Source organism: Nonomuraea roseola, from assembly GCF_039535395.1.
Classification (GTDB): Bacteria; Actinomycetota; Actinomycetes; order Streptosporangiales; family Streptosporangiaceae; genus Nonomuraea; species Nonomuraea roseola.
The window spans coordinates 38,519-57,376 of sequence record NZ_BAAAXC010000015.1 but is presented as its reverse complement, the minus strand read 5'-3'; the positions used below and the strand labels follow the sequence as shown (position 1 = coordinate 57,376).

At 71.0% G+C, this 18,858-nt stretch carries 18 protein-coding genes; 6 read left to right on the top strand and 12 right to left on the bottom strand.

The features are described 5' to 3' along the window. Positions 1 to 314: 314 nt before the first annotated feature. Entirely contained in the window at positions 315 to 656 is a 342-nt protein-coding gene (locus tag ABFX55_RS23200; protein ID WP_183647238.1) for a hypothetical protein, read from the bottom strand. Between the two features lie 195 nt (positions 657 to 851). Here ABFX55_RS23200 and ABFX55_RS23195 point away from each other — a divergent pair, with 195 nt between their 5' ends. Next, on the top strand, positions 852 to 1,406 hold the full coding sequence (locus tag ABFX55_RS23195; protein ID WP_346124216.1) for a DUF1707 and DUF4870 domain-containing protein: 555 nt from the start codon (positions 852 to 854) through the stop codon (positions 1,404 to 1,406). A 172-nt stretch (positions 1,407 to 1,578) separates the two neighbouring features. Here the strand turns inward: ABFX55_RS23195 and ABFX55_RS23190 are convergent, their stop codons facing one another. Then, entirely contained in the window at positions 1,579 to 2,967 is a 1,389-nt protein-coding gene (locus ABFX55_RS23190; protein ID WP_346124215.1) for an MFS transporter, read from the bottom strand. 89 nt (positions 2,968 to 3,056) lie between these two features. On the opposite strand from ABFX55_RS23190, the gene ABFX55_RS23185 reads away from it, so the two are divergent. Continuing rightward, positions 3,057 to 3,635 carry a TetR/AcrR family transcriptional regulator gene (locus ABFX55_RS23185; protein WP_346124213.1) on the top strand — a complete coding sequence of 193 codons (579 nt, stop codon included), beginning with the start codon at positions 3,057 to 3,059 and terminating at the stop codon, positions 3,633 to 3,635. 703 nt (positions 3,636 to 4,338) lie between these two features. Here the strand turns inward: ABFX55_RS23185 and ABFX55_RS23180 are convergent. The 3 genes from ABFX55_RS23180 to ABFX55_RS23170 form a co-directional block, all read right to left on the bottom strand. Next, entirely contained in the window at positions 4,339 to 5,253 is a 915-nt protein-coding gene (locus ABFX55_RS23180; protein WP_346124211.1) for a septal ring lytic transglycosylase RlpA family protein, read from the bottom strand. A 249-nt stretch (positions 5,254 to 5,502) separates the two neighbouring features. Continuing rightward, complete coding sequence (locus ABFX55_RS23175) at positions 5,503 to 7,029, bottom strand: ATP-dependent DNA ligase (protein ID WP_346124209.1); 1,527 nt, start codon at positions 7,027 to 7,029, stop codon at positions 5,503 to 5,505. A 191-nt stretch (positions 7,030 to 7,220) separates the two neighbouring features. Further along, entirely contained in the window at positions 7,221 to 7,595 is a 375-nt protein-coding gene (locus ABFX55_RS23170) for an FKBP-type peptidyl-prolyl cis-trans isomerase (protein ID WP_183647212.1), read from the bottom strand. Positions 7,596 to 7,709: 114 nt separating this feature from the next. On the opposite strand from ABFX55_RS23170, the gene ABFX55_RS23165 reads away from it, so the two are divergent. After that, positions 7,710 to 8,294, top strand: a complete 585-nt coding sequence (locus ABFX55_RS23165; protein ID WP_346124207.1) for an SDR family NAD(P)-dependent oxidoreductase — start codon at positions 7,710 to 7,712, stop codon at positions 8,292 to 8,294. Here ABFX55_RS23165 and ABFX55_RS23160 read toward each other — a convergent pair. Beyond that, a complete protein-coding gene (locus tag ABFX55_RS23160) occupies positions 8,258 to 9,697 on the bottom strand; it encodes a GuaB1 family IMP dehydrogenase-related protein (protein ID WP_346124206.1) in 1,440 nt (479 codons plus the stop codon). The genes ABFX55_RS23165 and ABFX55_RS23160 overlap by 37 nt on opposite strands. Before the next feature lie 96 nt (positions 9,698 to 9,793). Between ABFX55_RS23160 and ABFX55_RS23155 the strand changes: the two genes are divergently transcribed. Beyond that, a complete protein-coding gene (locus ABFX55_RS23155) occupies positions 9,794 to 10,246 on the top strand; it encodes a GyrI-like domain-containing protein (protein ID WP_346124204.1) in 453 nt (150 codons plus the stop codon). Positions 10,247 to 10,249: 3 nt separating this feature from the next. On the opposite strand, the gene ABFX55_RS23150 is transcribed toward ABFX55_RS23155, so the two are convergent. The 6 genes from ABFX55_RS23150 to ABFX55_RS23125 all read right to left on the bottom strand — a co-directional run bounded on the left by ABFX55_RS23150 (position 10,250) and on the right by ABFX55_RS23125 (position 16,263). Beyond that, entirely contained in the window at positions 10,250 to 12,646 is a 2,397-nt protein-coding gene (locus ABFX55_RS23150) for a hypothetical protein (protein ID WP_346124202.1), read from the bottom strand. Positions 12,647 to 12,723: 77 nt separating this feature from the next. Beyond that, entirely contained in the window at positions 12,724 to 13,248 is a 525-nt protein-coding gene (locus ABFX55_RS23145) for a hypothetical protein (RefSeq protein WP_346124200.1), read from the bottom strand. Beyond that, positions 13,245 to 13,439: a helix-turn-helix transcriptional regulator gene (locus tag ABFX55_RS23140; protein ID WP_203946469.1), complete on the bottom strand. Its 195-nt coding sequence runs from the start codon at positions 13,437 to 13,439 to the stop codon at positions 13,245 to 13,247. The genes ABFX55_RS23145 and ABFX55_RS23140 overlap by 4 nt, the downstream gene beginning before the upstream one ends. Before the next feature lie 42 nt (positions 13,440 to 13,481). Then, positions 13,482 to 14,252, bottom strand: a complete 771-nt coding sequence (locus ABFX55_RS23135; protein ID WP_183647193.1) for an ABC transporter permease — start codon at positions 14,250 to 14,252, stop codon at positions 13,482 to 13,484. Then, positions 14,249 to 15,073 (bottom strand): ABC transporter ATP-binding protein, encoded by an 825-nt coding sequence (locus tag ABFX55_RS23130; RefSeq protein WP_346124198.1) that lies wholly within the window; start codon positions 15,071 to 15,073, stop codon positions 14,249 to 14,251. The genes ABFX55_RS23135 and ABFX55_RS23130 overlap by 4 nt, the downstream gene beginning before the upstream one ends. A gap of 89 nt (positions 15,074 to 15,162) precedes the next feature. After that, positions 15,163 to 16,263, bottom strand: coding sequence for a CaiB/BaiF CoA transferase family protein (locus ABFX55_RS23125; protein WP_346124196.1), 1,101 nt, complete (start codon positions 16,261 to 16,263; stop codon positions 15,163 to 15,165). Positions 16,264 to 16,340: 77 nt separating this feature from the next. Between ABFX55_RS23125 and ABFX55_RS23120 the strand changes: the two genes are divergently transcribed. Next, entirely contained in the window at positions 16,341 to 17,870 is a 1,530-nt protein-coding gene (locus ABFX55_RS23120) for a serine/threonine-protein kinase (RefSeq protein ID WP_346124194.1), read from the top strand. A gap of 9 nt (positions 17,871 to 17,879) precedes the next feature. Beyond that, on the top strand, positions 17,880 to 18,848 hold the full coding sequence (locus tag ABFX55_RS23115; protein ID WP_346124192.1) for an NAD(P)-dependent oxidoreductase: 969 nt from the start codon (positions 17,880 to 17,882) through the stop codon (positions 18,846 to 18,848). Positions 18,849 to 18,858 lie beyond the last annotated feature (10 nt).

The following is an 18,858-nucleotide window of genomic DNA, read 5'->3' as shown; positions in this document are numbered from 1 at the left end:
CGTTCCACGCCGTCAGTGAGGTGATGGCCCAGGTGGACTGGTTCGGCGCGCGCGAGGCTCGCGTACTGGCTGTGGTGTTCGAGGGTGTCCTGCCGATAGCTGAGGGTTGCCGGGGAAGTGGGGCGTTGCCCGGGGGGCGAAGGTGGGGCCTTTCCTGGGGCAAAAGGCGGGGCGTTGTCTGGGGGTGGAGGTGGGGTTTTTCCTAGGGCAAAGGTGGCCCGGGGGGCGAAGGTGGACGATTCCTGGGGCGGGGGTGGGGCGTTGTCTGGGAGTGAAGGTGGGGCGTTGTCTGGGGGTGGGGGCGGAGGTGGGGTCTAGCCTTGTTCCTCACGTTTGCGGCGTTCGTTATAAGCGCGCATGCGGGGTGGATAGCCGGTCAACTGGACGTCGTACACAGGAAGCGCGAGGTCGCGGGCCACCTTGCGGATCACCTGGGGCGCGCCGACGCGCCGTCGGGTCCACTCGCCGTCGTCTGCCACGGCCACCGCCGTGGTGTCGGTCGCGAAGGTCTCCGGTTCGACGAAGAACTCCACGCCGCGCTTCGACTTGGCGAAGGCGATGAGCGCCTCGATATCGGCGTCGGTAGCCTCACGGTCGAACTTGGCAATCTTGTTCCCGCGCCAGCGCCGCAATCCATAGCGGTCTCGCCATCTCATGCCTCCTTTTTATACCGTTCGCCGCGCCCCCGCGTCGGGGCTGTTATCGGGGTGACATCGGGGTTTCTCCCGATGCCTTCTCATATGTGAGGGAGGAGGATGTGTTCAGATCGCCCGACGAGGAAAGGCATGGCATTCATGGCAGCGCCACACACCCCAGCGCCGGCATCCTATGGGCACGGCCCGGTGCCGCCGATGGAGCTTCGGGTCACCAACCAGGACCGCGAGCATGTGGTCGAGCACGTCAAGGCCGCCTATGCCGAGGGTCGCTTCGACAAGTACGAGTTCGACGAGCGCCTCGAGCGCGCCATGACGGCACGCACGCACGGCGACCTCATGCCGATCATGACCGAGCTGTACGGCCCGCAGCGCCGCTGGCAGGAGTCGGTGCCCAGGCCGGTGTCCATCCCGCCCGCCAGCGCCAGAGGGATCCCCGCCGACAGCGGCGAGCGCCTGGGTGGAGCTGCGGCGCACCTGCTGGCCCTGCCAGGTCTGCTCATCATCGGACCGCTGATCATGCTGCTCACCGGTGGCAAGACCTCGCCCTACGTTCGCCGCCACGCGATGGAGGCGCTGAACTTCCACCTCATGGTGGTGGGGGCGACGATCCTGCTGCCTTTCACGATCATCGGTGTGGTGCTGATTCCGGTGATCTGGGTGGCCGCGTTCGTCCTGACGATCGTCGGCGGCGTCTCGGCGCTGGCGGAGAACGACTTCCGCTACCCCCTGACCCTGCGCTTGGTGAAGTAGTCCCGTCTGAGGGGCCTGGAGGCGCCGGCCTCGGGGCGTGCGGCGTAGCCGTTGAGCGGCGCCAACGTGGCGAGGCGGCTCGGCGGGGGAGGCGCGGCGAACGGCCGGCTCCTCCCCGGCGACAGAGCCCGCCCCCACCGCGATGAGGCGATTCGAAGGCGCCGCTCCCGAGTCATGTCGAGCGGCCAGGCGTCACCAGCGCGGCAGCGACAGCGCCGACCGCTGCCGCGACCGCGGCCACGGTGAACCCGCTGGCGAAGCCGCTCAACGTGGTCCCGGTCAGGCTCGCGGCTGCGACGCTCGAAACGACGGCGGCTCCGATGGAGGCGCCGAACTCGTGGAAGGTGCTCACGATGCCGGAAGCGATCCCGGCCTCGTGCGGCGCCACCTGGCCGAGTGCAGAGGCCGAGGCGATGACGAACATCGCGCCTGTACCCGCCGCCGCGACGGCCACGCCGGCCACGACGCTGACAGGATTCATCGCCACCGCCGGCGCGGCCATGCCGATCGCCGCGACCGTCAGACCCGTGACGGCCAGCCCGCGCCCGCCCCACCGGCCGAGCATGCGTCCGGTCAGGTTGGCCCCGAGCATCGTCGCCAGCGCGACCGGCAGGAACAGCAGCCCTGCCTGCAACGCGCCGTATCCCAGAGCGTGCTGGAAGTAGAAGGTTCCCAGGAAGAACACCGCGATCATCAGCGCGGTCGCCATCAGGATGAGGAAGGCGCCGATCGCCACAGGCCGGCGGGCCAGCAGCCGCACGTCCATCAGGGGCGAGCGCGCCCGCCTCTGCCACAGCACGAACAGCACGTAGCCCACGGCAGCCGCCAGCACGAGCCATCCGATGAGCGCGCTCAGCCACCCCTGCTCACCGGCGGCGATGAGCGCGTAGATCAACGACGCGGTGGAGGACGTCACCAAGATCGCGCCGAGAACGTCGAGCCGGGGCCGGTCGGCTGACGCCAGAGGCCGGGCAGGGAGCAGAACCGCGAGCACCACGGCGATCGCCAGCCCGATGGGCACATTGACATGGAACACCCACGGCCACCCAGGGCCGGCGGTGAGCAGGCCGCCAAGGAGAACGCCGAGGGCGGCGCCCCCGCCGCCGAGCGCGGACCATACGCCCAGGGCCCTGTTCCGCTCCTCGCCGTCGAACATGGCCACCACCAGCGACAGAGCCGCAGGAGACAGCAGCGCGGCCCCGACACCTTGCGCCACCCGACCGCCCAGCAGCATGCCTGCGGATCCGGCCAGCCCCGTGACCAGCGACGCCGTGGTGAACAGCAGCAGCCCAGCGATCACGACCCGCTTGGCGCCCAGTAAGTCCGTGATGCGCCCGCCGAGCAGCATCAGCCCGCCGAAGGTGAGCGTGTAGGCGCTGACCGCCCAGGTCAGCGCCTCGCGGCTGAGGCCGAGGTCCGTCTCGATGTGGGGCAGTGCGATGGCCACGACGGTGACATCGAGGATCAGCATGAGCTGTGCCACGCCGAGAAAGCCGAGAATGCGCCACCGCGCCGGATGCGGCTCCTGGGCCGCTGTCTGTTGCTCCGCGGGTTGGATCATCGAATCCTCCAGGCTTAACTCGTATGTCGATATACGAGTTCTGCTCCTCACTATAAGCCGTACATGCTCATACGGCTTAGGGTGATGGCATGGCTGCCACTCCTGGGGGCTCCAGACGCCGCGCCGATGCCGAGCGCAACATCGCTCGCATCGTGTCCGCAGCGCGCGAGTTGATGAGCTCGAACCCGAACGCGACCACCGACGACATCGCGCAGGCCGCAGGCGTCGGACGGATGACGCTGTACGGGCACTTCCGCACTCGGGCTGCCCTCGTCGAGGCCGCGCTCATGGACGCGCTGCGAGCCGGCGAGGAAACCTTGTCGTCCCTCGACCTGGCCGGAGACGCGCGTGAGGCCATGACGCGCCTGCTGGTGTCGAGTTGGGAGCTCGTGGCCGAATCCGCGGCCCTGCTGGCCGCCGCCGAAGGGGTCCTCCCCGCAGGACGGGTACGAGAACTGCACGCCGAACCCGTCCAGCGCATGGCCGAACTGATCCGTCGCGGGCAGGAGCAAGGCGTCTTCCGCACCGACATGCCCACCACCTGGCTGGTCAGCATGACCCACTACATCCTGCACGGCGCAGCCGACGAGGTACGCGCGGGACGCCTGCCCCCGCACGACGCCGCCGACGTGGTGACAAAGTCCATCCACTCGGTACTGACCAGCTAGAGGGCGAGTCCCCGCCGGCCAGGCACGCAGCGAAGAATGAAGGTCCTTCACCGTGTGGCCTTGGGGGAGGCTGGGTGCGGACGGTAGCGAAGATCGCGGAGCGGTCGCTCCCTGGTCCAGATCATCCGATCCAGGTTGCTGCCACCCGCTCACGCGTGGGGGGTGGACGCACCGCATGCGAGCCCTGGTCCCTGTTCGGGCGCCGATGCACGCGGCGGGGTACGGGCTACTTCCGCTGCCAGCGGCCGATCTTCTTGGAGACGAGGGTGGCGCCGATGCGCGTGTGGAACCGCTGTGCCGCCCCGTTGGCGTCGGCCCTCCCAGCCGATCAGCCTGCCGTCGGCGGCTTCGGCGACGGCCTGCACCAACCGCTCTCCCACGTCTTCACCTCAGACGGTTTCGCGGACGGGTGGTGAGGTCGCGAGATGGCTTGGCGGGGGTGGTGAGCGGGGGTGGGGTTGCGCGATGGCTTAGGGGCGCCCGGGGGTGAGGCGCGATGGCTTGGCTGGGGGATGGCGAGCGGAGGATGAGGTCGCGAGATGGCTTGGCTGGGGGTGGCGAGCGGGGGTGAGGTTGCCCGATGGCTTCGTTGGGGGGCGCCGGGGGGGTGAGGTGGCGAAGGTGGTTCGGGGTGGCTGCGACCGGGGTGTCGTCGGGGGCGAGGGCGAGGGCGGGGGTGGGACGGTGAGGAGGGGTGGGACGGTCAGCTGGCGAGTACCTGGTACTTGACGGTCATGACGCCCGCGTTGGTGTCGCCGATCGTGGAGAACGCGGCCTCGGACAGGTCGAGGCAGCGTCCGCCGGTGTACGGGCCGCGGTCGTTGATGCGCACGACCACCGCCTTGCCGTTCGACGGGTTGATGACGCGGACCTTGCTGCCCAGCGGCAGGGACTTGTGCGCCGCCGTCAGGGCCGACGGGTTGAATCGCTCTCCACTGGCGGTCATCTGGGGCTCGTCGTAGTAGGAGGCCCCGCAGCGTCCCGACGAGAGCACGCGGGCCTTCCGCTTCGCGGGCGCGGCGACGGCCTTCGGAGCCTGGGAGACCTTGGCCTGAGCGCCGTCCGGAGAGGTGTCGGCGCCCTCGGAACCCCTGGCGCCCTTGGAGCCCGTGACGCCCTTGGAACCGGTGGCGCCCTTCGAGCCTGAGACGCCCTTCGAAGCCGCCGTGGAGGTGGAGTTCCCGGTGCCGCTGTCCGGCGAGGTGGCCGTGGCGCCGGGAGAGGCCGGCGTGCTCGCGGTCCCACCGGTGGTGTTTGGAACGGTCCCACCGGTGGTGCCTGGAACGGTCCCGCTGGTGGTGGGGGAAACCGTCCCGCCGGTGGTGGGGGGAACGGTTACGCCGATGGTGGCGGGAGCGGTGCCGTCCGTGGTCCGGGAGATGGTCCCGGAAGAGAGGCCGGACGAAGTGCCGGGGCTCGCGGACGGGGAGAGGGTGGCGAAGAGGCCCGCGCCCGCCGTGGTCCGCGGGCTGTCGTCGTTCGCGACGGCGGCCCACGCGGTGGTCGAGGCGGCCAGTACGGCGGCGCCCGCAACGACGGTGGTCCAACGGCGTCTGCCCGGAGCCGTCAGACGGCTCAGCGGGTTGTGGCGAGACGGCTTGCTCGAATGCTGACCCAAGAGAAACACAGTCCTTGATCGGGGGACAGGACACGGAAGGGCCAGACGGGGGAGGGGGAAGGGGGAACGCGCGTCGGCCGATTCCCGTGGCGGGGCATCAAGGCCCCGCAATGCGCTCGAAGATATGCGACAAAGGAGCGGTAAAGGCAAATTAATGCCACATTCCGTGACACATCTCACTTAGGTCACGGCGTGGTGAGAAGACCCAGCGTACGCACTGGATCTTTGGGTTTTCGCCGAAGTGCGAAATCAGAACATGAGCGAGCGAACCGTCTCCACGGTGTCGGCCTCGTCGGCGCGCTTGTCGGGCCGGTAGCGCAGCACGCGGGCGAAACGGAGCGCCATGCCGCCCGGATAGCGCGGCGAACGCTGCACACCGTCGAAAGCGATCTCCACCACCAGCTCGGGCCTGAGCGTGACGGTCCACTCGTCGGTGGGGCCTTCGGCGATCTCGAGGAAGCGCTGGGTCTGCCAGGCGAGCAACTCGTCGGTCAGCCCCTTGAACGTCTTGCCGAGCATCACGAACGAGCCGCTGTCGGGGTCGCGCGCGCCCAGGTGGAGGTTGGACAGCTTGCCCTCGCGCCGCCCGTGCCCCCACTCCGCGGCCAGGACGACGAGGTCGAGCGTGTGGCGCGGCTTCACCTTGATCCAGCCCGCGCCCCTGCGGCCCGCCGCGTAGGGCGAGGTGAGGGACTTGGCGACCAGGCCCTCGTGGCCCCGCCGTACGACCTCGGTGAAGAACGCCTCGGCGGCGGGCAGGTCGGCGGTGACCAGGCGCGGGGTGAGCAGAGCGGGGGGAACGGTGGCGGCGAGAGCCCCCTGGCGCTCGCCGTACGGCAGGTCGAGCAGGTCGGCGCCGCCGACCCTGAGGGCGTCGAAGAAGAAGACGCTCAGCGGCGTGGCCTCGCGCAGCTTCGGGACGTCGGTCTTGCTGCTGACCCGGCTGGCGGTCACCTGGAAGGGATGGGGACGGCCGTCCTGCTGCAGCGCGAGGACCTCGCCGTCGAGCACCAGGTCGTCGGAGGGCAGCGCGAGCACCGCCTCGACCAGTTCGGGGACCTGGGGCGTGATGTCGTCGAGGGTGCGGGTGAAGACCCTGACCGTGTCGCCCGAGCGGTGGGCCTGCACGCGGATGCCGTCGAGCTTCCACTCGAGCGCGGCCTCGCCGCCGATCTTCTCCAGGGCGGCGGCGACGTTGGGGGCGCTGCCCGCGAGCATGGGGGCGACAGGGCGGCCCACCTCGAGCTTGAAGGCGCGCAACTCCTCGACGCCGCCTGACAGGGCGGCCGCGCCGACGGCAGGCAGCCAGCCGCGCAGCGTGAGCGCCCGCCGTACGTCGGCGGAGGCGGCGCCGGAGGCCTTGGCGACGGCCTCGATCATCACCCCGTCGAGCGCGCCCTGGCGCAGCTCGCCGGAGAGCAGGCGGAGCAGGAACGACTGCTCCTGGCTGGTGACGGCGGTGAACAGCTCCTCGACCAGCGCCTTGCGGGCGGCCTGGGAGCCGGGGCCCGAGACGGCCTTGATGCGGGTGAGAAGGGCGTCGACGTCGGTGAGGGTGGCGGTGGCGACCAATTTGGGCGGCGGAGGGTCCTGCAGGGTGCGCCAGCCGACGCCGATCTGGCGCTGGGGGAGCTCGCCCGAGAGGTAGGCGATGGCGATCTCGGCCTCGTCGGCGCCGACCCGGCCCAGGAGCTCGGCCAGATGGCCGATCTTGCCCAGGCGGGCAGAGGTCCTGGACACGGCCTCGGAAACGCGAACGACGTCGATCAGTAGCACAACGCTTATGTTGCCCTACAGGAGCGACAAAAGTCCCGCTTGACCTTTGGATCCAGTGTCTGGGGCCCTTTGGGGCAGCCGTCGTGCGAGGGTCGGCGATGCGGCGGTGGCGGTCGCTCGAAGATCGCGAGGGTCGCCGAGGGCGCGGGTGGTGTCGGGCACGGCGGGCCGTACCCGACACCACGCGAGCGTCAGCGAACGCCGAGCAGGTCGACGACGAAGATGAGCGTCTCGCCCGGCTTGATGGCGCGACCCGCGCCCTGGTTGCCGTAGCCCAGGTGCGGCGGGATGACGAGCTTGCGCCGTCCGCCGACCTTCATGCCCGCCACGCCGCGGTCCCAGCCGGCGATGACGCGCCCGCCGCCCAGCGGGAACTCGAACGGCGTGCCGCGGTTCCACGACGCGTCGAACTCCTCGCCGCTCGAGAAAGCGACACCGACGTAGTGCACCTGGACGCTCTGTCCAGGCTTGGCCTCGGGGCCGTCCCCCTCGACGATGTCGACGATCTCCAGGTCGGCGGGCGGGTTGCCCTCCGGGAAGTCGATCTCCGGCTTCTCGAGTGCCACGATGTACTCCTTGGTGGATGTCTTCTGACCTAGAAGACTCTAGGGGGCGCGGCGCTCGTGACGGGTGACGGCCATGCTGTGGTGGCGAGAGCTGTTCCGTGGTGAACTGATCGCATGGCCACCCCGTTGACCGGACGAGTCGCTGTGATCACCGGCGGGTCGAGGGGCGTCGCCGAGACGTTCCGCGCCCAAGGCGCCGTCTGCGCGATCTGCGACCGCGGGAACGCGGCCTCCCACGACCGCGGGAACGCGGCCCCTCACGACCGCGATCGCGGGAGGCCCCAGGGCGATCTCGTGATGACGCTGGACCTGCGCGACCCCATGGCCGTGGACGTCTTCGCCACCGCCGTCGAGGAGCGCTACGGTCGCGTCGACATCCTCGTCACCAGCGCGACGGCCACCACCGCAGCCCCCTTCGAGAGCGTGAGCGCGCCGGCCGAGCGCGCGCTCATCGAGGACAACTTCATCCAGGTCACCGGCCTCATCAGGCGGATGCTGCCCCTGATGGGCGACGGCTCGGCGATCGTCAACCTCGTCCAGGACGAGCCGTGCCACGCTCTCGACGCCGCCGTGAAGGCAGCCGTCGAGAGCCTCAGCGGCTCGCTGGCCGCCGAACTGGCCCCGCGCGGCATCAGCGTCATGGCCGCGACGGTGGAGCAGGCCTACCAGCTCTGGTGGAGCGGCATCCCCTCGGTGTAGCCGGACGAGCTCTGGATGCCGACCACGGCCCGCTCGTGGAACTCCTCCAGCGTCGTGGCCCCCGCGTACGTGCACGACGAGCGCAGACCGGCCACGATCGCGTCGATCTGGTCCTCGACGCTGGGCCGCTGCGGGTCGAGGTACATGCGGGAGGTCGAGATGCCCTCCTCGAACAGCGCCTTCCTGGCCCGCTCGAACGGGGTGTCCTCGGCGGTGCGCAGCCGTACGGCCCGCGCGGAGGCCATGCCGAAGTTCTCCTTGTACTTGCGTCCGTCGGCGTCGGTGCGCGCGTCGCCAGGCGACTCGTAGGTGCCCGCGAACCAGGAGCCGATCATCACGTTGGCCGCGCCCGCCGCCAGGGCCAGCGCCACGTCGCGCGGGTGCCGCACGCCGCCGTCCGCCCAGACGTGCCTGCCCAGGCGGCGCGCCTCGGCCGAGCACTCCAGGACCGCGGAGAACTGCGGACGTCCGACTCCGGTCATCATCCTGGTGGTGCACATGGCGCCGGGACCGACGCCCACCTTGATGATGTCGGCTCCGGCCTCCACCAGGTCGCGCACGCCTTCCGCGGTCACGACGTTGCCCGCGGCGACCGGCACCGAGGGGCCGAGCGCCCGTACGGCACGCAGCGCCGAGATCATCTTCTCCTGGTGGCCGTGCGCGGTGTCGACGACCAGGCAGTCGACGCCCGCGTCGAGCAGCTCCTTCGCCTTGGCCGCCACGTCGCCGTTGACGCCGACGGCGGCCGCGATCCTCAGCCTGCCCTGGGCGTCGAGGGCGGGCTGGTAGAGCGTGGCGCGCAGGGCGCCGGTACGGGTCAGGATGCCGACCAGCCTGCCCTCGCCGTCGACGATGGGCGCCAGGCGGTGGCGTCCCTCGTGCAGCATGTCGAAGGCCTCGCGCGGGTCGAGGCCCGCGGGGAGCGTGAGGAGGCTGGCCGACATCACCTGCGACAGCTGGGTGTACATGTCGACGCCGTGGCAGTCGGCCTCGGTGACGACGCCGATCGGGCGGTTCTCCCAGTCGACGACGATGACCGCGCCGTGGGCGCGCTTGGGCAGCAGGTTCAGCGCCTCGCCGACCGTGTCGTGCGGGGTGAGCGTGAGCGGCGTGTCGTGCACCAGGTCGCGCTTCTTGACCCAGTCGACGACGTCGGCGACCACGTCGATCGGGATGTCCTGCGGGATGACCGTGACGCCGCCCCTGCGGGCGACGGTCTCGGCCATGCGGCGGCCGGCGACGGCCGTCATGTTCGCGACCACGATGGGCAGCGTGGTGCCCGTGCCGTCGTTGGTCGACAGGTCGACCGCGAGCCGGGAACCGATCGAGGACCGCGACGGAACCATGAACACGTCGCTGTAGGTCAGGTCGTGGAACGGCTCGAGACCGTTGAGAAACTTCACGTTCGTCCATCATATGTGGTGACTGGTCAGCAGGGGTCATTCCCTCTTTCCGTGGCCATATGATCTGCGGGACAGACCTGGGGGATGGAGGACGCGGTGGACATCGTGGAGCGGTCCGAAGTGCTGGTGGTCGGCCTGGCCGTACGCACCAGCAACGCCGACGAGATGGACCCGTCGCGGGCGAGGCTGCCGACCCTCTGGCAGCGGGCGGGGGCCCCTGGGGCGTTCGCCCATGTGCCGGGGCGGCTGGACGAGAATCTCTACGCGGTCCTGACCGACTACGAGAGCGACCACCACGGGGCGTACACGCAGATCGTCGGTGTGGGGGTGCGCACGGTGCCGAGGCTGCCCGAGGGCATGGTCGCGGTGCGCGTGCCGGCGGGGCGGACGCTGAAGGTCGAGGCCAGAGGGCAGATGCCGCAGGCGATCATCGACGCGTGGCAGCGGGTGTGGAAGCACACCGAGTCGGGCGGCACGCCCGCCAGGTCGTTCACCACCGATCTGGAGGTGCACCACCCGGCGGGCGCCGATCTCTACATAGCCGTGTGAGGCTCAGCTGGGACAGCTGGACTGATAGCCGACGGGAGACGACACCGTCTCGTACGGCGTGCGGACCTCGAGCCTGAACTGCCCGTTGTCGCGTGAGCGCGCCGTGTACGTCTTGGAGACCTCCTTGACGCCTGCGGGCGCGTTCACCGTGACCCAGTCGCCCTCCCAGGTGCTGAAGGCCGTCCTGCGCGCCCACCGGTAGCTGAGGGCGGCGGGCGAGCCGAGCGTGATCTTGCCGCTCAGCGCCCAGTTCCCGCACGTGTTCGGCACCTTGGTGGCCTTCACGTCGCTGAAGGTGACCTTGTGGCAGGTGACGTCGACAGGGATGATCTGGCTGCGATACCCCTCGGAGGGCGAGGTGATCCGCAGCTGGGTGTCCACCTTGAGCGTCACGTTGAAGAACCGGTTCATCGTGACGGTCTCGGGCAGGTGGGCCAGAACCCTGTGGTCGGCGCGGTCGATCAGGGAGCCGCTGTGCGCCTCGACCAGTTCGACGCGCACGTTCTGGTGCTTCGTGGAGTGCAGCTTCGCGGTGAAGACGAACCGCTTGCCCGAGCAGTCGCCGCTCCAGGTGGCGGGGTCGACCTTGGCGTCGGTCAGCCACGCCGAGGGGCACGACAGCGTGTAGTCCTTGCGGACCGCCGGGTGGTTGTGCTCCTTGGTCTCCAGGGCGACCGTGCCGGTGACGGTCTTGGCGGCCTGCCACTCGTGCGGGCTCACCGCCTTCTCGCCCGCCGAAGCGAACGTCACCGTCCTCCAGTCCGTCGCCTTGCCGTCGACCACCCACCGGTAGGAGACCGTGCCCTCACGGTTCAGCCCGACGGCGCCGGTGCCCCTGAAGGTGTGCGGCCTCACGCAGTCGGTGTGCGTGGTGACCTTCGCCACCTCGGCGTTCACGGTGACCTTGGGCTCGGCCGCGCAGGTGACGGTGTAGGCCGCCTCCTTGGTCGGCGCGTTGTGGTTCTTCACCTCCACCCGCACGGTGCCGCTGGTGGCCGAGGCCCACGCGTCGGACTCCACGGTGACGCCGGAGCCGCCGGTGACCGTGGCCTTCCTGTAGGGGAAGGCCAGCTTGTCGATCACGAACCGGTACTCGATCTCGCCCGGCTGGCTGAGGGAGAGCACGGCGCGGGCCCGGTGGTTGGGCACCTTGGCGCAGTCGCCGGTGTAGGCGGGCGCGGTGATCTCGCCGATGGTGACGACGGGCTTCGGCGTCTCCTTGCACGTGAGGGTGAAGGACTTCGTGGCGGGTGAGCCGCCCGCCGCCCTGAGGGACACGACGTGCTCACCCGCGTCGGCCTTGGTCAGCCGCCAGGTCTTGACGACCCGGACGGTGCGCGGCTTGTCGTCGGCGACGAAGCTCGCCTCCTCCACACCGTCCTGGCGGCCGTCGAGCCCCCAGGCGTACTTCACCGTGGTCGCGGGGCCCGCGGGCAGCGCGAGGAGGCCGGTGGCGCGGTAGTCGACCGGCGTGTCGCACGAGCCGCTGTGGTCACCGGGGTCGATCTCCACGATCGACGGCACCGCGACCACAGGCGGCGGGCTGGACGGCGGCGGCGAGGTGGGCGGGGGCGAGGTGGGCGGCGGCGACGTCGGCGGCGAGGAGGTGGGCGGCGGCGACGTCGGAGGCGTGCTGGAGCACGTCACCGTGTAGAGGGCCCTGCCCGAGTCGTGACCCGCGCGATCCAGGATCCTGACGGCCTTCCAGCCGCTCGTGCTCGCGCTGACCGTCACGGGCAGCGACACCTGGCGCAGCCTGGGCCCTCCGGCGGGGAAGTCGAGGAACTCGGGACGGCTCTCGCCCCCCGCTGCGTCGATCCACTGGTAGCCGACCCTGGCGGGGGTGCGGGAGACCTGGAGCGTGGCGGTGAACCGTACGGTCGTGGGGCACTGCCCCGTGTAGGCGGGCGGTGTGACGTCCACATCGGCGGCGGCGATCACCGGACGGCCCGCGTGGCTCGCGGGCAGCGGGTGGCCCACGTCGTAGAGCTCGCCCCCGCCCGCGCACGTCACGCTGAAGTACGCCTTGCGGGACAGGCCCTTGCGGCCCAGCACCTCGACTGCCTGCCAGCCGGTGACCGAGCGCTCGAACGTCTGCCGGTCCCTGACGGTCGCCCTGCGGGCACCGTCGACGCGGAAGCTCTTCACGGCGCCCTTGCTGCCGTCGCCGCGCACCCAGCGATAGCGCACGACGCCCTTGCCCTTGGCCGCGATCACGGCGGAGAAGCCGACCGTGGTGGGGCAGTCACCCGACTGCCGCGCGGGGCTCGCCTTGGCCTTGGCCACCGACACGGTGACCGGGGCCGCGGCCGTGGGGGCCGCGAGCGCCGCGAGCGCTGGAGGGGCGGCCAGCAGCCCGCCGAGCATCATCGCGCTCAGCAGCAACGCTGTCCTGTTCACATCGGTTCCCTTCGTGTACTGAGAAGGGAACACATGATTCTCAGGTGTCCTTGGACGTCACTTGGATCTCACAGGGATCATTCGTCGTCGGGCGGCGGGTCGGTGAGCCGCCACCCGGTGATGAGGACAGGGATCGTGTAGTGCGTCGCGAACAGCGTCAGCGCGAGCGGCGCCACCAGGGCCATGGGGATGGTCAGCGTGAGCTGGCCGTCCGCGTAGCTCACCACGTTCGTCAGCACGAAGAGCAGGCCGAGCACGACGCTGGTGGCGCGGTGCGCGGAGGTGTAGGCCCTGCGCCGCTCGGCCAGCTGCCGCTCGTCGAGGAAGCGCTCGGGCAGCGAGAGGGCGCCTCGGGCCGCGGCGTTCAGCCATCCCATCACGGGGAAGCCGACCAGCAGGCTGACCGCGAACATCGACAGGTAGACGTTGCGCGCCAGGTCGCTCGGCGCGTACTGGACGATCACCACGAGCCCGGCCCAGAGCAGGCAGAGCGCCGCCACACCGACCGCCACGAGGCGGCGGCGGGCAGGGCGGGTGGCCCAGAGGCGCTGCGCCGGCATGCTCTCCAGGCGCTCGCGCTGTTTCTCCCACCTGTTCATCACGACCCCAACCTGGCGAACGGATGGAGGGAGAAGACGACCTCCACCGGCACCTCGAAATACTCAGCGATCTTCAGGGCCAGGAACAGGGACGGGCTGTACTCGCCCCGCTCGAGATAGCCCACGGTCTGGTAGTGGACCCCGAGCGCCGCGGCCAGGTCCTTGCGGGAGATCCCGCGTTCGGCCCTGAGCATCGGGATCCTGTTGTAGACGACCTCGTTCGACACCGCGAATCCTCACTTGCGAGTGACCCTGCGCAGCAACCACGGTGCCAGCACCATACCGGCGAGCGCCCACGCGCCCATCACGATCGCCGCGGTACCCAGCTGCCAGACGCCGTGCAGCTCGCCCGCGGGGGAGTCGAAGAACGCCGCCCGCAGCGCGTGGCCCTGCCAGTAGAGCGGGAAGGCCTGGGCGACCCACTGGACCGCCTCCGGCATCATCCGCACGGGCAGCATCACCCCCGAGCAGATCATCAGGAGCATCGTGGGCACGCCGATCACCGCGGCGGCCGTCTTCGCGCTCGGCAGCATCGCGCCGATCGCGGTGCCGAGCGGGACCACCGCGAGCGTGCCGAGCGCCAGCGACCACAGCAGCGTCGGCCAGTGCGCCGGCGCTCCCAGCCCGCCCACCGCGGCCCCGAGCGCCAGCATGATCGCCGAGTGCCCCGCGATGTGCAGCATGAGGGAGACCGCCCTGCCCGTGACGTAGACGCGCAGGCCGCGGGGCAGGGCGCGCAGCCGCAGCAGGGCGCCCTCCTCCCTGTCGGTGGCGATCAGCAGCGGCAGCGACATGGTCCCCGCCGAGAAGACGGTGAAGGCCATGAACCCGACCGCCATGAACGCGCTCATCCCGACCCCGCCGCCCGCGGGGTTGTCGCCGATCCACAGCATCAGCAGCACGAACATCACCAGGCCCGCGAGCTGGCCGCTCAGCTCCCTGCCGTCCCTCATGATCGAGGCCTGCTCGATCAGGCCGCGCCTGACCCCGAGTGCCAGCGTGCTCATGCCGCGCTCCTTTCCACCAGGTTGAGGTAGCTCTCTTCGAGGGTGGGCCGCCTGATCTCCAGGTCGGGGACCGGCCCTCCGTACTTCTGGTGCAGCTTCCACGCCAGCTCCGACGGCTGCGCCGTCTGCTCGGAGCCGTCCCTCCAGCGCACCAGGGAGGGCGCCTGTACGGCCCGCGCCAGCTCGTCGGGCGTGCCGAAGACCGCGATGCGCCCTTCGAGGAGGACGGCGATGCGGTCGGCCAGCTTCTCGGCCTCGGCCAGGTCGTGCGTGGTCAGCATGATCGTGGTGTCGAGGTTCGCGATCAGCTCGTGGAACTCTCTGCGCGCCTCGGGGTCGAAGCCCGTGGTCGGCTCGTCGAGGAAGAGCAGCTCGGGCCTGCCGACGATGCCGAGCGCGACGTCGAGCCTGCGCCGCTGGCCGCCGGACAGCTGGCCGACCTTGCTGACCGCCTGGCCGCCGAGGCCGAGCGCCCTGAGCAGCTCGCCGGTGTCCCACGGGTCGGGGTAGTGGGCCGCCACGTGGTCGATCAGGGTGGCGACCCGCCATCGGGGGTGGTCGCGCCAGTCCTGCAGCACCACGCCGATCCTGGCCCGCCAGTCGTCGCCGCCTCGGGAGGGGTCCTCGCCCAGCACCTCGACCTCGCCGCCCGCGCGGTGCCTGAAGCCCTCGAGGATCTCGATGGTGGTCGTCTTGCCCGCGCCGTTGGGGCCGAGGAGCGCCACGGTCTCGCCGCGCCGTACCTCGAGATCGACGCCGCGCAGGACCTCGCGCTTGCCGTACGACATCCGCAGCCCGCGGACACTCACCACAGTACTCATGCGGTTGAATGTAGTACGTCTACTACATCCGTGACAACTTCTACGACAGGGTGAGGGTAGACGTGGGCCGGCGGGCGGCTACTGCGCGCTCACGCCAGGACGCCGGCCTGCCTCAGCTTGGCCGCTCGCTCCTCGTCGAGGCCCCACTCCGACAGGTCGAGCAGCCTCGTCGCGGGGGACAGGTCGGGCTCGGGCGCGCCGAGCAGCCGGGGCGCGGGCCTCGGCTGGGTGGAGTCGCCGACCTTCACGAACGTGCCGCGCGCGACGTTGTGCGGGTGCTCGGCGGCCTCGCTCGGGGACAGCACGGGCGAGACGCACGCGTCGGAGCCCTCGAAGAGGGCCTCCCACTCGGCCCGCGTCCGCTCCTTGAAGGCCGCCTCCAGTCGTCGGCGCAGTGCGGGCCACTGGGCGCGGTCGTTCCTGTCGGGCAGGTCGGTCAGGCCCATCTTCTCGGTGAGCGCCGCCCAGAACTGCGGCTCGAGCGCTCCGACCGCCATGAACTGCCCGTCGGCGGTCTCGTAGGTGTCGTAGACCGGGGCGCCGGTGTCGAGCAGGTTCGTGCCGCGCGCGCCCCATCCGGAGTTGTAGAACATCGCGAACAGCACGGCCGCGCCGTCCACCATGGCCGCGTCGATCACCCGGCCCCTGCCGGTCCTCTCGCGCTCGAACAGGGCGAGCAGCACGCCGTACGCCAGCATGAGACCCCCGCCGGCGAAGTCGCCCAGTATGTTGATCGGCGGGGTGGGCTTGTCGCCCTCGCGCCCCAGCATGGACAGCGCCCCTGAGATCGCGATGTAGTCGATGTCGTGGCCCGCGGTGGGCGCGAGCGGCCCGTCCTGGCCCCAGCCGGTCATCCTGCCGTAGACGAGACGCTCGTTGACCGCGTGCAGGTCGTCGGGGCCGATGCCGAGCCGTTCGGCGACGCCCGGCCTGAACACCTCGATCACCACGTCGGCGCCCGCGGCGAGCTCCTTGAAGGCGGCCACGCCCTCGGGCGACTTCAGATCGAGGCCGATCGTGCGCTTGCCCCTGTCCATCACGTCCCTGCGCGGCCGGTCGGAGACGGCTTTGACCCGGTCGACCCGCAGTACCTCGGCACCGTGGTCGGCCAGCATCATCCCGGCGAAAGGGCCGGGCGCGAGCCCGGCCAGTTCCAGCACCTTCACCCCGGCGAGCGGTCCCTGCGTCATGTTCAGAACTTTATTCGGTACGGCGTCGCCGCGACACCCCCACGAGAGATCCGCCAGATATGGGAAACTTGCGCCTTATGGCTTCGGAATCCGATCGGATGATCGCCCACCGCTACCGCCTCGCCACAGAGCTGGGCAGGGGCGGCATGGGCGTGGTCTGGGAGGGCCACGACACCCTGCTCAACCGGCCGATAGCGGTCAAGGAGGTCTTACTCCCTCCTGAGTTGTCCGCTCTCGACCGTGAGAGTCACCTGGTGCGCACCGCCCGTGAGGCCCGCACGGCCGCCCAGCTCAACCACCCCAGCGTCGTGGCGATCTACGACGTGGTGGAGGAGGACGGCCGGCCCTGGATCATCATGGAGCTGGTCAGGGCTCCCTCCCTCGAGGAGGTCGTGGCCACCCACGGCGCCCTCCCCGTCCGGGAGGCCGCCGACGTCGGCCGCCAGGTGCTGTCGGCGCTGAAGGCCGCGCACGAGGTCGGGATCCTGCACCGCGACGTCAAGCCGAGCAACGTCCTGCTGTGCGACGACGGCCGCGCCGTCCTGACCGACTTCGGCATCGCCACCGCCGAGGGCGACTCCTCCCTCACCAGGACCGGCATGGTCACGGGCTCGCCGGCCTTCCTCGCCCCCGAACGGGTCCGCGCCCTCGACTTCGGCCCGCCCTCCGACCTCTGGTCGCTCGGCGCCACCCTGTACGCCGCGTTGATCGGTCGCTCGCCCTTCGACCGGGGCGATCCCATGGCCACGCTGTCGGCGCTGATGCGCGAGGAGCCCGACTACCGCAGGATCCCGCCCGCGCTCCACCCCGTGCTGAAGGGGCTGCTGAAGAAGGAGCCCGACGAGCGGCTGACCGTCGCGCAGGCCGACGCGATGTTCGCCGCTCTTGGCGCGCCGGACGAGGCCAGGTGGCACAGGGAGGACGACGACGAGGAACCGCCGAGCAGGCGCGGCAGCCGTACCACGCTGATGGCGGCCGCGGCCGCGGTGCTGGTCCTGACCGTGGGAGCGGGCGCCTACCTGAAGTTCACCCCCAGTCAGGCGGAGGGCAGCGCGCGCGTGCCGCAGGCCAGGGCCAGCACGCCGGTCTCGGCGCCCGCCACGAGCGCGGCGCCGTCGGCCTCGCCCACGCCGACCCCGACGACCAGCAGGACCCCTGTCGCGCTCACCCGCCCCTGGACCTCCCCCGACGGCTGGTCCATCCAGCGGCCGACCAGGTGGAGGGGGGCGCGCGCCGAGGCCTACACCCAGTGGACTCGTCCCGACCGCGGCGCGCACCTCGGCGTCGAGCAGCAGTACGCCACGCTCGACCCGCACCAGATCCTGCGCGACGCGGAGGAGAGCATCCAGGCCGCGACCGGCGTGCGCACCGTGCGCCGCGGCTCCGCAGCGCAGGGCGTGGCGGAGTGGGAGTTCACCTGGACCGCCGCCGCGGGCCACCCGTGGGCGACCGCCGGGCGCCAGTACCACGAGGTACGGCGGGCGACCGTGGCGGGCCCGACGGCCTTCGTGCTCTCCTGGACGGTCGCCGAGGACCAGTGGCGCAGGCAGGGGCGGCTGATGCGTCAGGTCCTGGGAAGCTTCTCCCCGCCGGGGGCGGCATCCTAGGGTCCAGTCATGACCCCTTGGAACCTGCTGGCCCTCACCCCGCTGCCGCCCGACGCCCTGCGCGGCCTGCTCGCCCCCCTCGGCGACCGCGTCACGCTGTCCTTCGCGCGCGACAGGGCGGCCATGGAGGCGGCCCTGCCGCAGGCGGAGATCGTGCTCGGCGACTGGAGCGCCAGCCTGGCCATGGACGCGGCCGCGGTGGCCGCCGCGCCCCGCCTGGCCTTCGTGCAGCAGCCGTCCGTCGGTGTGGACGGCCACGACCTGGCCGCTCTGTCGGCGGCGGGCGTGCCGCTGGCCAACACCGCGGGGGTCAGCGCCGTCGCGGTGGCCGAGTGGTGCCTGGGCGCCGCCCTCACGCTGAGCCGCCGCCTGGTCGCCGCCGACGCGGCCGTGCGAGCGGGCGGCTGGCCGCAGCTCGACCTCGGCCCCCGCGAGCTGTCGGGCTCCCACGTCGGCGTCGTCGGCTACGGCCCGATCGGACAGGAGTGCGCCAGGCTCTTCGGCGCGCTCGGCTGCCGGGTCTCCCACTGGACGCGCACGCCGCGCGGCGAGGGCTACGCGCCGCTCGAGGACGTCGTCGCCACCGCCGACGTGCTGGTCGTGGTGATCGCGCTGTCCGACGAGACGCGCGGCCTCATCGACCCCGCCCGGATGAAGCAGGGCGCCCTGCTCGTCAACGCGGCCCGAGGAGGGGTCGTCGACCAGCGGGCGCTGGCCGCCGCGCTGCGGGAGGGCCACCTGGGCGGCGCGGCGCTCGACGTCTTCGACACCGAGCCGCTGCCCCCGTACGACCCGCTGCGCGACCTCGCAAGCGTACTCCTGTCACCCCACGTGGCGGGCGTCACACCCCAGTCGACGGGCCGTCTGGTCGCCTCGGTGGTCGGCAACCTGACCGCGGCCGTCGAAGAAAAGAAGATCGAAAATGTGGTCAACGACGCGCCCGCCAGGATCCGGAGAAGGGACGGATCGGGAAAGTAGAGTTTCCCCT

Coding starts and splice junctions, on each gene's coding strand:
- ABFX55_RS23200 (WP_183647238.1), bottom strand. CDS start 656: ATGAGATGGCGAGACCGCTATGGATTGCGGCGCTGGCGCGGGAACAAG.
- ABFX55_RS23195 (WP_346124216.1), top strand. CDS start 852: ATGGAGCTTCGGGTCACCAACCAGGACCGCGAGCATGTGGTCGAGCAC.
- ABFX55_RS23190 (WP_346124215.1), bottom strand. CDS start 2,967: ATGATCCAACCCGCGGAGCAACAGACAGCGGCCCAGGAGCCGCATCCG.
- ABFX55_RS23185 (WP_346124213.1), top strand. CDS start 3,057: ATGGCTGCCACTCCTGGGGGCTCCAGACGCCGCGCCGATGCCGAGCGC.
- ABFX55_RS23165 (WP_346124207.1), top strand. CDS start 7,710: ATGGCCACCCCGTTGACCGGACGAGTCGCTGTGATCACCGGCGGGTCG.
- ABFX55_RS23140 (WP_203946469.1), bottom strand. CDS start 13,439: ATGCTCAGGGCCGAACGCGGGATCTCCCGCAAGGACCTGGCCGCGGCG.
- ABFX55_RS23135 (WP_183647193.1), bottom strand. CDS start 14,252: ATGAGCACGCTGGCACTCGGGGTCAGGCGCGGCCTGATCGAGCAGGCC.
- ABFX55_RS23130 (WP_346124198.1), bottom strand. CDS start 15,073: ATGAGTACTGTGGTGAGTGTCCGCGGGCTGCGGATGTCGTACGGCAAG.
- ABFX55_RS23125 (WP_346124196.1), bottom strand. CDS start 16,263: ATGACGCAGGGACCGCTCGCCGGGGTGAAGGTGCTGGAACTGGCCGGG.
- ABFX55_RS23120 (WP_346124194.1), top strand. CDS start 16,341: ATGGCTTCGGAATCCGATCGGATGATCGCCCACCGCTACCGCCTCGCC.
- ABFX55_RS23115 (WP_346124192.1), top strand. CDS start 17,880: ATGACCCCTTGGAACCTGCTGGCCCTCACCCCGCTGCCGCCCGACGCC.